This window comes from Stagnihabitans sp. (genome assembly GCF_964946895.1).
Map to the genome: position 1 here is coordinate 56,880 of NZ_CBBQHX010000023.1, position 12,698 is coordinate 69,577.

At 64.5% G+C, this 12,698-nt stretch carries 14 protein-coding genes; 11 read left to right on the forward strand and 3 right to left on the reverse strand.

Annotated elements, in window-relative coordinates; all coding sequences use genetic code 11:
* The first annotated feature begins 16 nt into the window (after positions 1-16).
* Both speB and AC1Y2B_RS15110 read left to right on the forward strand, forming a co-directional pair.
* Positions 17-970, forward strand: a complete 954-nt coding sequence (speB, locus tag AC1Y2B_RS15105; RefSeq protein ID WP_482253930.1) for an agmatinase — start codon at positions 17-19, stop codon at positions 968-970.
* Positions 971-1,023: 53 nt separating this feature from the next.
* Positions 1,024-1,704 (forward strand): metal-dependent hydrolase, encoded by a 681-nt coding sequence (locus AC1Y2B_RS15110; RefSeq protein WP_482253931.1) that lies wholly within the window; start codon positions 1,024-1,026, stop codon positions 1,702-1,704.
* Positions 1,705-1,802: 98 nt separating this feature from the next.
* Here AC1Y2B_RS15110 and AC1Y2B_RS15115 read toward each other — a convergent pair whose 3' ends face one another.
* Positions 1,803-2,255 (reverse strand): nucleoside deaminase, encoded by a 453-nt coding sequence (locus AC1Y2B_RS15115; protein ID WP_482253932.1) that lies wholly within the window; start codon positions 2,253-2,255, stop codon positions 1,803-1,805.
* 92 nt (positions 2,256-2,347) lie between these two features.
* Here AC1Y2B_RS15115 and AC1Y2B_RS15120 point away from each other — a divergent pair, with 92 nt between their 5' ends.
* From AC1Y2B_RS15120 to dtd, 9 genes are all read left to right on the forward strand, one after another.
* Positions 2,348-3,427, forward strand: coding sequence for a pseudouridine synthase (locus AC1Y2B_RS15120; protein ID WP_482253933.1), 1,080 nt, complete (start codon positions 2,348-2,350; stop codon positions 3,425-3,427).
* 215 nt (positions 3,428-3,642) lie between these two features.
* Positions 3,643-4,509 carry a 5-bromo-4-chloroindolyl phosphate hydrolysis family protein gene (locus tag AC1Y2B_RS15125; protein ID WP_482253934.1) on the forward strand — a complete coding sequence of 289 codons (867 nt, stop codon included), beginning with the start codon at positions 3,643-3,645 and terminating at the stop codon, positions 4,507-4,509.
* 58 nt (positions 4,510-4,567) lie between these two features.
* The gene (locus tag AC1Y2B_RS15130; protein WP_482253935.1) at positions 4,568-5,740 is read left to right on the forward strand and encodes a toxic anion resistance protein; all 1,173 of its coding nucleotides are present in this window, start codon (positions 4,568-4,570) and stop codon (positions 5,738-5,740) included.
* Complete coding sequence (locus AC1Y2B_RS15135) at positions 5,740-6,678, forward strand: DUF2927 domain-containing protein (RefSeq protein ID WP_482253936.1); 939 nt, start codon at positions 5,740-5,742, stop codon at positions 6,676-6,678. The genes AC1Y2B_RS15130 and AC1Y2B_RS15135 overlap by 1 nt, the downstream gene beginning before the upstream one ends.
* A gap of 24 nt (positions 6,679-6,702) precedes the next feature.
* A complete protein-coding gene (locus AC1Y2B_RS15140) occupies positions 6,703-7,812 on the forward strand; it encodes an SPFH domain-containing protein (RefSeq protein WP_482253948.1) in 1,110 nt (369 codons plus the stop codon).
* Between the two features lie 3 nt (positions 7,813-7,815).
* On the forward strand, positions 7,816-8,958 hold the full coding sequence (locus AC1Y2B_RS15145; RefSeq protein ID WP_482253937.1) for a TFIIB-type zinc ribbon-containing protein: 1,143 nt from the start codon (positions 7,816-7,818) through the stop codon (positions 8,956-8,958).
* Between the two features lie 155 nt (positions 8,959-9,113).
* Complete coding sequence (locus AC1Y2B_RS15150) at positions 9,114-10,076, forward strand: phosphoribosylaminoimidazolesuccinocarboxamide synthase (RefSeq protein ID WP_482253938.1); 963 nt, start codon at positions 9,114-9,116, stop codon at positions 10,074-10,076.
* Between the two features lie 90 nt (positions 10,077-10,166).
* The gene (locus tag AC1Y2B_RS15155; RefSeq protein ID WP_482253939.1) at positions 10,167-11,090 is read left to right on the forward strand and encodes a carbohydrate kinase family protein; all 924 of its coding nucleotides are present in this window, start codon (positions 10,167-10,169) and stop codon (positions 11,088-11,090) included.
* Positions 11,087-11,530 carry a D-aminoacyl-tRNA deacylase gene (gene dtd / locus AC1Y2B_RS15160; protein ID WP_482253940.1) on the forward strand — a complete coding sequence of 148 codons (444 nt, stop codon included), beginning with the start codon at positions 11,087-11,089 and terminating at the stop codon, positions 11,528-11,530. Before AC1Y2B_RS15155 ends, dtd begins: the two co-directional genes overlap by 4 nt.
* A gap of 34 nt (positions 11,531-11,564) precedes the next feature.
* Here dtd and AC1Y2B_RS15165 read toward each other — a convergent pair whose 3' ends face one another.
* Complete coding sequence (locus AC1Y2B_RS15165; protein ID WP_482253941.1) at positions 11,565-12,086, reverse strand: hypothetical protein; 522 nt, start codon at positions 12,084-12,086, stop codon at positions 11,565-11,567.
* Positions 12,087-12,212: 126 nt separating this feature from the next.
* A partial coding sequence (locus AC1Y2B_RS15170) for an AMP-binding enzyme (protein ID WP_482253942.1) occupies positions 12,213-12,698 on the reverse strand: 486 nt, incomplete at its 5' end.

Genomic DNA, 12,698 nt, shown 5'->3' on the forward strand with positions numbered 1-12,698 from the left:
AATAGCAGAGGGCGCGATGACGAACACTTATTGGCCGATGGACAGTTCAACCCACCCGCGTTTCGCAGGCCCGGTGTCCTTCTTCCGCCTGCCGGTCAAGCAAGACCCGGCAGAGGTCGATATTGCGCTGGTCGGCTTGCCATGGGACGGCGGCACCACCAACCGGGCCGGCACAAGGCATGGCCCGCGCGAGGTGCGGGCGGCCTCCACCCTGATCCGGCCCTTTCACCATGTGACCCGCAAATCGCCCTACACCCATGCCCGCGTGGCCGATCTGGGCGATGCGCCAGTCAATCCGATTGATATTCAGGACAGTCTGGCCAAGGTCAGCGCCTTTTACGGCTCGATCCATCAGGCCGGTGCCCTGCCGGTGACAGCGGGCGGCGATCACCTGATCACCCTGCCGATCCTGCGGGCGATAGCCTCGGACGGTCCGGTGGGCCTGATCCAGTTCGACGCCCATGCCGATGTGAACGACAGCTACTTTGGCGGCCATAAATACACCCACGGCACCTGGGTCCGCCGCGCCATCGAGGAGGGTCTGGTCGACCCGCACCGCACCGTGCAGATCGGCATCCGGGGGGCCCGCTATTCAGCCGAGGGTGGCGACTACTCCGATCAGGTGGGCATCCGCACGATCTATATCGAAGAGGTGTTCGAGAAGGGCCTGAAGGCTGTCATTGAAGAGGTCCGCCGTAGGGTGGGCATCCTGCCCACCTACCTGACCTTCGACGTCGATGGCATCGACCCCGCCTACGCCCCCGGCACCGGCACACCCGAGGTTGGCGGTTATACCACCCATGACGCGCAGATCATGCTGCGCGGGCTGGAGGGCCTTAACCTGATCGGCGCCGATGTGGTGGAGGTGGCGCCGCCCTTCGACCCCTCGGGCAACACCGCCCTCGTGGGCGCCACGATGCTGTTTGAAATCCTGTGCCTTGTGGCAGAAGCCCGCCGCCTGCACCGCTGACCCTTTTCCCCTGCGCGAACCGCCCTAGATGGGCGCCAAAGAAGGAGACATCCATGAAGATCATCTGGCTTGGCCATTCCGGCTTCCGTATCGAGATTGAAGGCGCCGTTCTGCTGATCGACCCTTGGCTGACCGGCAACCCGATGTTCCCCGCCGACCGCCGGGCCGAGGCGATTGAAGGCGCCACCCACATCCTTCTGACCCACGGCCATGGCGACCACATCGGTGACGCCGTCGGCATTGCCAAGGAAAAGGGTCTGACCATCGCCGGCATCTATGACCTGATGGGCTATCTTGCCGCCAAAGAGGGCGTTCAGATCAACGGCTTCAACAAGGGCGGCACGATTGATTGCAACGGGGCCAAGGTCACTCTGGTCAATGCCTGCCACTCCTCCTCGGCCGAGGGCGGCAATGTGGGGTCGGAAGGCGGCTTCATGATCGCCGGTGAAGGCCATACGATCTACCTGTCGGGCGATACCGACATCATGGCCGACATGGACTGGATGGGCGATTACCACAAACCCGACATCGGCATCCTGTCGGCAGGCGGCCATTTCACCATGGACATGGCGCGCGCGGCCTACGCCGCCAAGCGCTATTTCAACTTCAAGACCGTGATCCCCTGCCACTACCGCACCTTCCCGCTTCTGGCGCAGAACGCCGATGTGCTGAAGGCAGGCCTGCCGGGGGTCAACGTGATCGAGCCGCAAGTGTTGGAACCGATCACGCTGTAAGGTCCCAAAGTCCCGACCCCGGCGGCCAGTCTTGGCGGCCGGGGTCGGCGACGGATGTCTGCGGCATCAAGCGGTGGTCTTTCGACGAAAGATCGGGGTCAGCGGCGTGTCGCGAAGAAATCCTTCAGCAGCGTTTCGGCTGGTTCGGCAGCAATGCCGTCATAAACCTCCGGCACATGATGGCATTGCGGATGGCTGAAGATGCGCGGACCCTGGGCCACCCCGCCGGATTTGGGGTCCGATGCGCCGTAATACAGCCGCGCGATGCGGGCATTGGACATGGCGGCTGCGCACATCGGGCAAGGCTCCAGCGTGACGTAAAGGTCATGGCCGGTCAGGCGTTCCGAGCCAAGCGCGGCGCAGGCGGCGCGGATCGCCAGCATCTCGGCATGGGCGGTGGGGTCGTTCAACTCGCGCGTCCGGTTGCCCGCCCGTGCCACAATCTGATCGCCCAGGATCACCACAGCCCCCACCGGAACTTCGCCCCGCGCGCCGGCCGCCTGCGCCTCGGCCAGGGCCTGCGCCATGAAGGACCGGAATTTCGTTTGCATCTTCGCGCCCGCTTGCTTTATGGAACCCTCAGGCCCGCAGGACGCGCGCCGACCGCCCGAAAGGGCGATTTCCCGTGTGAAGGATGCCCGTGATGGCCGAAAAGACAACCCCCCCCGACAAATCCGCCGCTTCCGAGAAGTCGGCATGGCAGCCGCCGAAGTCGCCGCGCAGCGTGGCCAAGGCCGATGCCCCCGGCAAGACCACCCCGCACGCCGAAGGCACCCCGGCCGGTGAACGCATCGCCAAGGTGCTGTCGCGCGCCGGCATCGCCTCGCGCCGCGAGGCGGAACGGCTGATCGAAATCGGCGAGGTCGCCGTGAATGGCAAGGTCATCACCTCGCCCGCGCTGAATGTCACCGACAAGGACAAGATCACGGTGGGCGGCAAGCCCGTGAAGGCCGCAGAACCGGCGCGGCTTTGGCTTTATTACAAGCCCGACGGCCTCGTGACGTCGGAATCCGACGAAAAGGGCCGCCAGACGGTGTTCGAAACCCTGCCAGAGGATCTGCCCCGGGTCATGTCGGTTGGGCGTCTTGACCTCAACTCCGAAGGGTTGCTGCTGCTGACCAACGATGGCGAGTTGAAGCGGCGGCTGGAACTGCCCTCGACCGGGTGGCTGCGCAAGTACCGGGTGCGGATCAACGGCAATCCCACCGATGTCGATCTGGAGCCGCTGCGCAAGGGCATCGTGGTGGATGGCGAACGCTTTCAGCCGATGGTCGTGGTGCTGGATCGGATTCAGGGCGCCAACGCCTGGCTGACGATCGGCCTGCGCGAGGGCAAGAACCGCGAAATCCGCAGGGCGCTCAATGCCTTGGATTTCTACGTGAACCGCCTGATCCGGGTCAGCTATGGCCCCTTCCGTCTGGGCGATCTGGAACCCGGCGGCATCGAAGAGGTCAAGCCGCGCGTGCTGCGCGACCAGCTGGGCCTGGATCCCATGGCCGAGGAGGTTTTGCCCAAACCTGTGCCCGCAAAGCCCGCCGGCCGCAGCGTCAGCCACGGCCCGGCACGCGACGGCTTCAAACCGCGCAGCGAGGTCCCTGCCCCGCGGCGGCGCAATGATCTGCCGGGCGATGGGCCCAAGCCCCGCTCTGCCCCCAAGACCGGCCCGAAAACGGGCCCAAGCGGCGACCCGACGCGTCCGCCGCGCCCGCGTCGGCCCAGCTGACTGACCTTGGGGGAAATTTTCCGCAATATTCCCAAGCGGATTTTCGGGGGCGGCTATAGCCAGCCCCCGGCCCCTCGCCTATAGTCCGGCCATCGTTGCTGCCCCGAATTTTCATCCCGGCGGAGCCTGCACATGTCGGCCAGATCGCTTCAGTCTTTGTCCCTTGCCCTGTTGTTCGGGCTGACGCTTTACGTCGCCTTTGGCGGAGGCCACTGATGGCGCAGCGCATCGTTGGCAAGTACAGTCCCAATCAGGGCAGTTCAGCCGAACCGCCGGTGACCCTCGACGCTCCGCCGCCCGGGGGGCCGACGCTGAAGGCCAACCTGACCTTCCTTCTACCGTTTCCCTTCTTGTTCAAGGCCTTCGCGGGCACACCCTCGGCGCTGTTCTCGGGCCTTGGGGCCGCGGGTCTTTTGATCCTTGCAGCCTGGCTGACCCGCGAAGGGGTCAAGGCGCAGGCCGCGTTCGAGGCCCGCAAGATTGCCCGCCGCCCGGCCATTCCGCGCAAGATCTTCGGCGCGGCCCTGACCGGGGCCGGCCTGATGACGGGGGCCATCCTGTGGCAGGCCAATCCTTACGTGCTTTTGCTGTTTGGCATGCTCGCCGCCGGGCTGCATCTGGGCGCCTTTGGCCCCGACCCATTGAAAGCCAAGGGGATGGAGGGGCAGGACAGCTTCCAGACCGACCGTGTCGCCCGCGCGGTGAGCGAGGGCGAAGGCTATCTGACCGCCATGAAGGACGCGGTCCTGCGTGCCAACGATGGCGCCCTGGAGGCCCGTGTTGACCGCTTCGCACAAACCGCCCGCACCCTGTTCCGTCAGGTCGAAAACGACCCCGGTGATCTGACCGCCGCCCGCAAGTACCTGTCGATCTACCTGATGGGCGCCCGCGATGCGACCGTGAAGTTCGCCGACCTCTACCAGACCACCCGCGATGCCAAGGCCCGCACCGATTACGAGGCGCTGCTGGGCGACCTTGAAACCAACTTCGCCAGCCGCACCCAAGCGCTTTTGTCCAATGATCACACAGATCTGGACATCGAAATTCAGGTCCTGCGTGACAGGCTGAAACTGGAAGGCTAGCAATTGCGCAGCGCATGCCTATTTGAAGTCCATTCCCGCTTTGAAGAGTGAGATCGATATGACCGATACTGTCGCCGCCGCCGCCACAACCGCCCTTGCCGAGGTTGAAAAGGTCACCGCCGCCATTCTGCCGGAGGTCTCGACCGCCATCGTGCCGCTGGACGCCGCCACCGCGCCGCAAGCCGCCGAGATCACCCGGCGGATGGCCGAAATCGACATGTCCAACACCCAGTCGATCATCAGTTTCGGGGCTGGCGCACAAAGCGAATTGCAGCAGATCAGTCAGGACATGCTGGCGGGTGTGAAGAACAAGGACGTCGGACCCGCCGGTCAGGCCTTGGCCGACATTGTCACCACGATCCGCGGCTTTTCGGGTTCGGAGCTTGACGCCGGGCGCGAGCGCAGCTGGTGGGAAAAGCTGACCGGTGCCGCGACGCCCTTGGTGCATTTCATGGAACGGTATGAACAGGTCCAGACCCAGATCGACAAGATCACCGAAAACCTGCTGATCCATGAAACCACACTTTTGAAGGATATCAAGGCCTTGGATCTGCTTTACGCCAAGACCCTGACCTTTTACGACCAGCTGGGCCTGTATATCGCGGCCGGTCAGGCCAAGCTGAAAGAGCTGGACAGCACCTCGATCCCGGCGCTGGATGCCGCCGCCAAGGCCGCCCCCGCCGACGATCAGGTGAAAAAGGCGCAGGACCTGCGCGATCTGCGCGCGGCCCGCGACGATCTGGAACGCCGGGTCTATGACCTGCAACTGACCCGTCAGGTCACGATGCAGTCGCTGCCCTCGATCCGTCTGGTGCAGGAAAATGACAAAAGCCTGGTTGGCAAGATCAACTCCACCCTGATGAACACCGTGCCGCTGTGGGAAACCCAACTGGCGCAGGCGGTCACCATCCAGCGGTCGCGCGAGGCGGCCGAGGCGATCAAATCGGCCAATGACCTGACCAACGATCTTTTGACCCAGAACGCCAAGAACCTGCAGGACAGCAACAAGATCGTCCGCACCGAGATGGAGCGCGGCGTCTTCGACATCGAGGCGGTGAAGGCGGCCAATGAGACCCTGATCGCCACCATTCAGGAAAGCCTGGCCATTGCCGACGACGGCAAGGCCAAGCGGGCGGCGGCCGAAGAGGAACTGACCAAGATGGAGGGCGCCTTGCGTGACACGCTGTCCGCCGCCCATTCCCAAGCCAGCGGAGGCACGTTGCAAGGCTGATGCGGCACGGGTTCGGCTTTGGGGTAAGGCAGACCGCCGTTCTGGCGCTGATGGCGCTTGCCGGATGCGCCACGCCGTCCGGGCCCCTGCCCCCGGCTCGGGCCCCGGTGGTGACGGCCCCCGCTGCCGAAACCCCGGCAAGCGCGGCGATCCGGGCGCATTACGCCCGGGTTCAGGCCGGGCTGTTGTCGGAATCCCTTCTGCGCACCGAAACCGCCCCCGAGGATGCCCCCTTCACCGACCGCAATCTGACCGAGAACTTCCTCAAGATCGCGCTCTATGAAGAGTATTCCGGCGGTCAGGTCACCCAGCGCAGCCACGAGGCGCCAATCCACCTGTTGCGCTGGCAGCAGCCGATCCGCGTGGCCCTGACGTTTGGCCCGGCAGTCCCTGCCGCGCAGGTGGCCACCGACAGCGCCCGCGTCGCCTCGTACTTCGCCCTCTTGGCCAAGGTGACCGGGCACCCGATCGCGATGGACGATGCCAACCCCAACTTCTGGGTCCATTTCGCCACCATCGACGAACGCGCCGCCATGGGTCCGCGGCTCAACGCCGAAATGCCGGGCCTGACGGCGGGTCAGGTCGCCTCGGTCACCCATATGGACGACGGCACCTATTGTCAGGTTCTGACCCAGTCCGACGACGCCACCTCGACCTATTCCCGCGCCGTGGCGGTGATCCCGTCCGAACATCCTGACCTGATGCGGCTGGCCTGCATTGATGAGGAACTGGCGCAAGCTCTTGGCCTGCCCAATGACAGCAATGCGGCCCGCCCCTCGATCTTCAACGACGATCAGGAATTCGCGCTGCTGACGCGGCAAGACCAGTTGATGTTGAAAATTCTGTACGATCCCGCGCTTCACCCCGGCATGACCGAGGCCGAGGCACGGCCCATTGTCGAAACGCTTGCAACCCGTCTTATGGACGGCAACAGTTAGGCCGCGCGAAGCGGATGGAGGGGTATCATGGTTTTTGGGTTCCTGAAGGGTGAGTTTATCGACGTCATCTCCTGGACAGATGACACCCGCGACACGATGGTCTGGCGCTTTGAACGCCGCGACAATGCCATCAAATACGGTGCCAAGCTGACCGTGCGCGAAGGGCAGGCGGCGGTCTTCATCAACGAAGGTCAGCTGGCCGATGTCTTCCAGCCCGGTCTCTATGAATTGCAGACCAACAACATGCCGATCATGACGACCTTGCAGCACTGGGACCACGGCTTCCAGTCGCCCTTCAAATGCGAGATCTATTTCATCAACACCACCCGCTTCAACAATTTCAAATGGGGCACGCAAAACCCCATCATGTGCCGCGACCCCGAATTCGGCCCGGTCCGCATCCGCGCCTTCGGCACCTATTCGATGCGCGTGACCGACCCGGCGGTCTTCCTGAAAGAGGTTGTGGGCACCGACGGTGAATTCACCTCGGACGAAATCTCGGCCCAGATCCGCAACGTCATTGTCCAGCAAATGAGCCAGGCCCTGGCGAAATCCGGCATCCCGGTCTTGGACATGGCGGCCAACACGGTGGACCTCGCCAAGCTGGTCTCGACGGCGATTGCGCCCACCATCACCAACTACGGCCTGTCACTGCCGGAATTCTATATCGAAAACATCTCTCTGCCCGATGAGGTGGAAAAGGTGCTCGACAAGCGCACTTCGATGGGGCTGGCGGGCGATCTGAACAAATACATGCAGTTCAACGCGGCCGAGGGGCTGGCCCAGCCCAATTCCGCCATGGGGGCCACGATGGGGGCGGCCATGGGCGCGGGGATGGGCTTCAACATGGGACAACAGGGGCCCTGGGGGGCCACAGCCGCCGCCGCGCCCGCAGCGCCGCCGCCGCCGCCCGTGGCCAAACAATGGCATGTGGCCGACAATGGTGTGACCAAGGGGCCGTTTGGCGAGGCCGATCTGGCAGGCATGGCCGCCTCGGGTGGGCTGACGCGCGCCACGCTGGTCTGGACCGCGGGGCAAGATGGCTGGAAGGCCGCCGGTGACACCGACCTTGGCCGCCTGTTCGCCGCCGTCCCGCCGCCGCCTCCCCCGCCGCCACCGGCACCGGGGCAATAGGCCATGGCGGTCAGCGAAGAACACCGCTACCCCTGCCAGCAATGCGGGGCCGAACTGCGCTTTTCTCCCGGCCAGACCGTGCTGAAATGCGATCACTGCGGCTTTGAACAGGCAATCTCCTCCGGGGCCGGGCCCGATGCCGGCCCCTGGGCCAAGCCCGCCAAAGCCAAGGCCTTCGAGGAACATCCCCTGGCGCAGGGCCTGTCCGATGACCTGCCCGCCTCGGCCAGCGAAGAGGTGCGTTCGACCAAATGCCCGAACTGTGGCGGCGTGGTGGAATTCAAGGGCGCCTCGCATGCCACCGAATGCCCGTTCTGCGCCTCACCCGTGGTGGTCGACACCGGGGCAGAGCGCAAAATCAAGCCGCAAGCCGTGATGCCCTTCGCGCTGGATGAACCCGCCGCCCGCAAGGCGCTGATCGCCTGGCTGGGCAGCCTCTGGTTCGCGCCGAACCGCCTTTTGGAATTCACCCGCGCCGGGCGGGCGATGAACGGCGTCTATGTGCCCTACTGGACCTTCGACGCCGACACGGTCTCGACCTATCGCGGCGCCCGCGGCGAGCATTACTATGAAACCCGCACCGTCACCGTGAACGTGAACGGCCGGAATGAGACGCGGCAGGAACAGGTTCAGAAAACCCGCTGGTATCCCGCGTCAGGCACCGTCAGCCATGACTTTGACGATGTGCTGGCCATCGCCTCCACCGCGCTGCCGACCCGTCTGGGTGACGGGCTGGAACCGTGGGATCTGGGCCAGATGCAGCCCTACAGCCCCGACTACCTCGCTGGCTTTCAGGCCGAGGGCTATACGGTGGCGCTGGCGGACGGCAACACGGTGGCCAAGGCCAAGATGGCCTCGGCGATCCGCGAGGATGTCCGCCGCGACATCGGCGGCGACGAACAAAGGATCGACTCGGTCGACACCACCTATTCGGCCGAAACCTTCAAGCACATCCTGCTGCCGGTCTGGATGGCCGCCTACAAATACAACGCCAAAAGCTACCGTTTTCTGGTGAACGGCCAAACCGGCGAAGTGCAGGGCGAACGTCCGTGGAGCGTGTGGAAGATCACCTTTGCCGCGCTTGGGGCCGCCATCGTGGCCGGCGTCGGCGTCTACCTTTACCAGAAATATCACATCGGCGGCTGACCCCTCCCCACCCGCCGCTTTCATTTGTTCATAAATATCCCACAGGGGGGTCTGAGGGGACGTGAAGTCCCCCCTGCCGGGTCCGCAGAGCGCTGTCCTCGTTGACTCTCCCCCACACCCGCGCCAAAGGGGGCGCAACTCATTCCGGAGGCCCCATGCGCGTTCTTGCCCAAGCCCGCATTCCCGAACTGCCGAACCCCTATTTCGGCAAGGTCCGCGACTGCTATGACCTGCCGCCCGATGCCACCTATCCCGATGGCCGCCGGATCCTGATCGCGTCTGACCGGATTTCCGCCTTCGACCGCATTCTGGCCGCGATCCCCTACAAGGGTCAGATCCTGACCCAGATCGCCCGCTTCTGGTTCGAACGCACCGCCGACATCATCCCCAACCACGTCATCGAATACCCCGACCCCAATGTCGTGATCGGCGCGCATGTGAAGATCCTGCCGGTCGAGGTCGTGGTGCGCGGCTATCTGGCCGGAACCACCTCGACCTCGGTGCTGACCCAGTACAAGCAGGGCGTGCGCCAGATGTATGGCCACACCCTGCCCGATGGGATGCGCGACAATCAGGTGCTGGCGCAGGCGATCATCACCCCGACCTCCAAAGCCTTCGACGGCGCCCATGATGAACCGCTGACCGCGGCCGAGATCATCGCCCAGGGCCTGTTGACCCAAGCCCAATGGGATGAGGTGTCCGCCGCCGCCCTCGCCCTTTTTGCGCGCGGGCAGAAGATGGCCGCCGAACGCGGGCTGATCCTTGTCGACACCAAATATGAATTCGGCACGGATCACACCGGCCGCATCCTGATCGCCGATGAAATCCACACCCCCGATTCCAGCCGCTACTGGATTGCCTCGGGCTATGAGGCGGCCTTCGCCGCAGGCGCGCGTCCGCCCAGCTTTGACAAGGACGTGATCCGGTCCTGGGTGGCCGCGCGCTGCGACCCCTACAAGGACGCCATCCCCGAGATTCCGGCGGCCATGATCGACGCCACGTCCAGGGTCTATATCCAGGCCTACGAGGCGATCACCGGTCAGACCTTCGTGCCGGACCTGTCGGGCGCCACGCCGCTTGACCGGGTGCGGACCGCTCTGCGCCCCTATTTCGCGTAAACCGGGCCGATGGCCCATCCTATGACGACCGACTGTTTGCGCTAACGGCTGCGTTTCCGCTATGGTCCCTGAAAACCTCGGGAGGGTGAAATGATTCTCAGCTGTGGCGAAGCCCTGATTGACATGTTGCCGCGCACCAGCACGCTGGGCGAGGCTTGCTTTGCGCCCTATGCTGGCGGGGCGGTGTTCAACACCGCCATCGCCCTGGGCCGCTTGGGCGCGCCTTCTGCCTTCTTCTCGGGCATTTCCACCGACATGCTGGGCGAGATTCTGGCCGATACGCTGGCGGCCTCCAAGGTCGACACGCAATATTGCGCACGCTCGGCCAAGCCCACCACCGTGGCCTTCGTCAAGCTGGTGAACGGTCAGGCGACCTATGCCTTCTACGATGAAAACACCGCCGGCCTCTTGCTGACACAGGACCAGTTGCCGACCCTGCCCGCTGACGTGGACACGCTGTTCTTCGGCGGCATCTCTTTGGTCAACGACCCCGCCGCCTCAACCTACGAGGCCCTGCAGGCCCGCGAGGCCACGACCCGCGTCACGATGATCGACCCCAACATCCGTCTGGGCTTCATCGCCGGCAAGGAAGGCCCCTACCGCGCCCGGATCGAGCGGATGATCGCCCGCGCCGACATCGTGAAACTGTCGGATGAAGACCTGCACTGGCTGTCGGGCGCAGGTGATCTTACAGCGCTGGCCCGCGCCATCGTCACGCAAGGCCCCAAGATCGTCTTCATCACCGAAGGCGCCGCCGGCGCCCGCGCCATCACCGCCACGCAAGACCGTTTCATCGCGGCCCAGAAGGTCACCGTGGCCGATACGGTCGGTGCCGGTGACACCTTCAACGCCGGGGCGCTGACCGCCCTGCACGAGGCTGGCGCCCTGACCAAGGCGCGCCTTGCCGCCGTCACCGATGCCGAACTTGACGCAGCACTGACCCTTGGCACCCGCTCTGCCGCCATCACCGTCAGCCGCGCCGGGGCCAACCCGCCGTGGCGCAACGAGCTGTGAGGGCGGTCCTTCAGCGCGTTACACGCGCCAGCGTCACGGTCGAGGGGGAGATCACCGGTGAAATCGGCTCTGGCCTGCTGATCCTGATCTGCGCCATGCAAGGCGATACCGAGGCCGAAGCCGACAAACTGGCCGCCAAGATCGCCAAGCTGCGCATCTTCAAGGACGAGGCGGGCAAGATGAACCTGTCGGTGCGCGACATTCAGGGTGCGGCGCTTGTGGTCAGCCAGTTCACCCTCGCCGCCGACCTGCGCGGCAACCGGCCCGGCTTTTCCTATGCGGCCGCCCCGGCAGACGGCAACCGGCTGTACGCGTATTTCGCCAGCCGCATCGCCGCCGAGGGCATCCCAGTGCAAAAAGGCATCTTCGGGGCTGACATGGATGTCGCGCTCCACAACGATGGCCCGGTCACGATCTGGATGGATACGGCGGCGCTGTAGCGCCACCGCCAAGGTTTGGCGCAGCCAGCGCCGCTCAGTTGAAGGGGTTCTTCGACCCTGAAATCGCCGTCCCGCAGTCGATCAACTTGTTGATCGAGGCGGCGGACCCTGCCAGCGAATAGTCCTTCACCGCGCTTCCGTCGCTGTTGCGCAGGTGCAGCGTCGACCCCGCCGCCACCTCCACGACGAAGTTCACGCTTTCCTTCTGATCAGGCAGATCGAACAACACCGACTGCTTGGTCAGGTTTGCCCCGGTCAGCGACCAGGGCGAGCGGTGGTCAATCTCCACCTGCAGGTCGGCCGAGCCGTTGTCGCCAAAATCCCAGTCCTGCGAATAGAATTGCAACCGGATGGTCTGATCGGGGAAAGTCCAGATCGAGAAGCTTTCACCCGGGTCCGACACTTCGGCAAGACAGGCATAGGTGCCGTCATCGAAGGTCACGCCCTCGACCTGCCAGGCCTGATTGGAATACAAAACATCCGTGCGGTCCGCAAAGGCGGGCGAAGCCGCCGCCGCACATACCAAAGCCACCGCGGTGGCCACGCCAAAGTTCATCTCAATCCCTCCTATTGACGCGAATGTGAACAGAGTTGGGGCAGCCGTCCGATTCACGCAATGGAAAACTCGCAAAGCCCCTACCTGTTCGTATAGGTGCTGCGACCTTAGGGAAACACTTTGGGGTCAATCAGCCCATTCCCAAGGGTTTGAGAACTCGCCCAAAAGCGCGCGGACCTGCGGCTCTTGGCCAACCACGCGTCCGGACATCCGCGCCAGAAGGCCGCGCTTGCGGTCTTCGACAACCTCGGCCACGCGCGCGGTCAAACCGGCCTCGGTCAGGGCCGCGTCAAACACCCGGGTGATCGCGCGTTTGCGCAATTCCGGCTTCAGCACCTTGCCCACGGCGGTCTTGGGCAAGGCAGGCAGGATCTCCACATGCTTGGGCACGGCGGCGCGTTCGCTGATATGCGTGCGGCAATAGTCCGCAAGCTCTTCCACGCTGACCGAGGCCCCGGCGACCAGTTCGACATAGACACACGGCAATTCTCCGGCAAAGGCATCGGGCTGGCCGATGGCCCCGGCAAAAGCCACCGCCGGATGGCCGGCCAGCGCCTCTTCGATCAGCGCCGGGTCGATGTTGTGACCGCCGCGGATGATCAGGTCCTTGGC

Bases quoted from the DNA above. Each gene is read 5' to 3' on its own strand.
- speB (WP_482253930.1), top strand. From the start codon at position 17: ATGACGAACACTTATTGGCCGATGGACAGTTCAACCCACCCGCGTTTC.
- AC1Y2B_RS15110 (WP_482253931.1), top strand. From the start codon at position 1,024: ATGAAGATCATCTGGCTTGGCCATTCCGGCTTCCGTATCGAGATTGAA.
- AC1Y2B_RS15115 (WP_482253932.1), bottom strand. From the start codon at position 2,255: ATGCAAACGAAATTCCGGTCCTTCATGGCGCAGGCCCTGGCCGAGGCG.
- AC1Y2B_RS15120 (WP_482253933.1), top strand. From the start codon at position 2,348: ATGGCCGAAAAGACAACCCCCCCCGACAAATCCGCCGCTTCCGAGAAG.
- AC1Y2B_RS15125 (WP_482253934.1), top strand. From the start codon at position 3,643: ATGGCGCAGCGCATCGTTGGCAAGTACAGTCCCAATCAGGGCAGTTCA.
- AC1Y2B_RS15130 (WP_482253935.1), top strand. From the start codon at position 4,568: ATGACCGATACTGTCGCCGCCGCCGCCACAACCGCCCTTGCCGAGGTT.
- AC1Y2B_RS15135 (WP_482253936.1), top strand. From the start codon at position 5,740: ATGCGGCACGGGTTCGGCTTTGGGGTAAGGCAGACCGCCGTTCTGGCG.
- AC1Y2B_RS15145 (WP_482253937.1), top strand. From the start codon at position 7,816: ATGGCGGTCAGCGAAGAACACCGCTACCCCTGCCAGCAATGCGGGGCC.
- AC1Y2B_RS15150 (WP_482253938.1), top strand. From the start codon at position 9,114: ATGCGCGTTCTTGCCCAAGCCCGCATTCCCGAACTGCCGAACCCCTAT.
- AC1Y2B_RS15155 (WP_482253939.1), top strand. From the start codon at position 10,167: ATGATTCTCAGCTGTGGCGAAGCCCTGATTGACATGTTGCCGCGCACC.
- AC1Y2B_RS15165 (WP_482253941.1), bottom strand. From the start codon at position 12,086: ATGAACTTTGGCGTGGCCACCGCGGTGGCTTTGGTATGTGCGGCGGCG.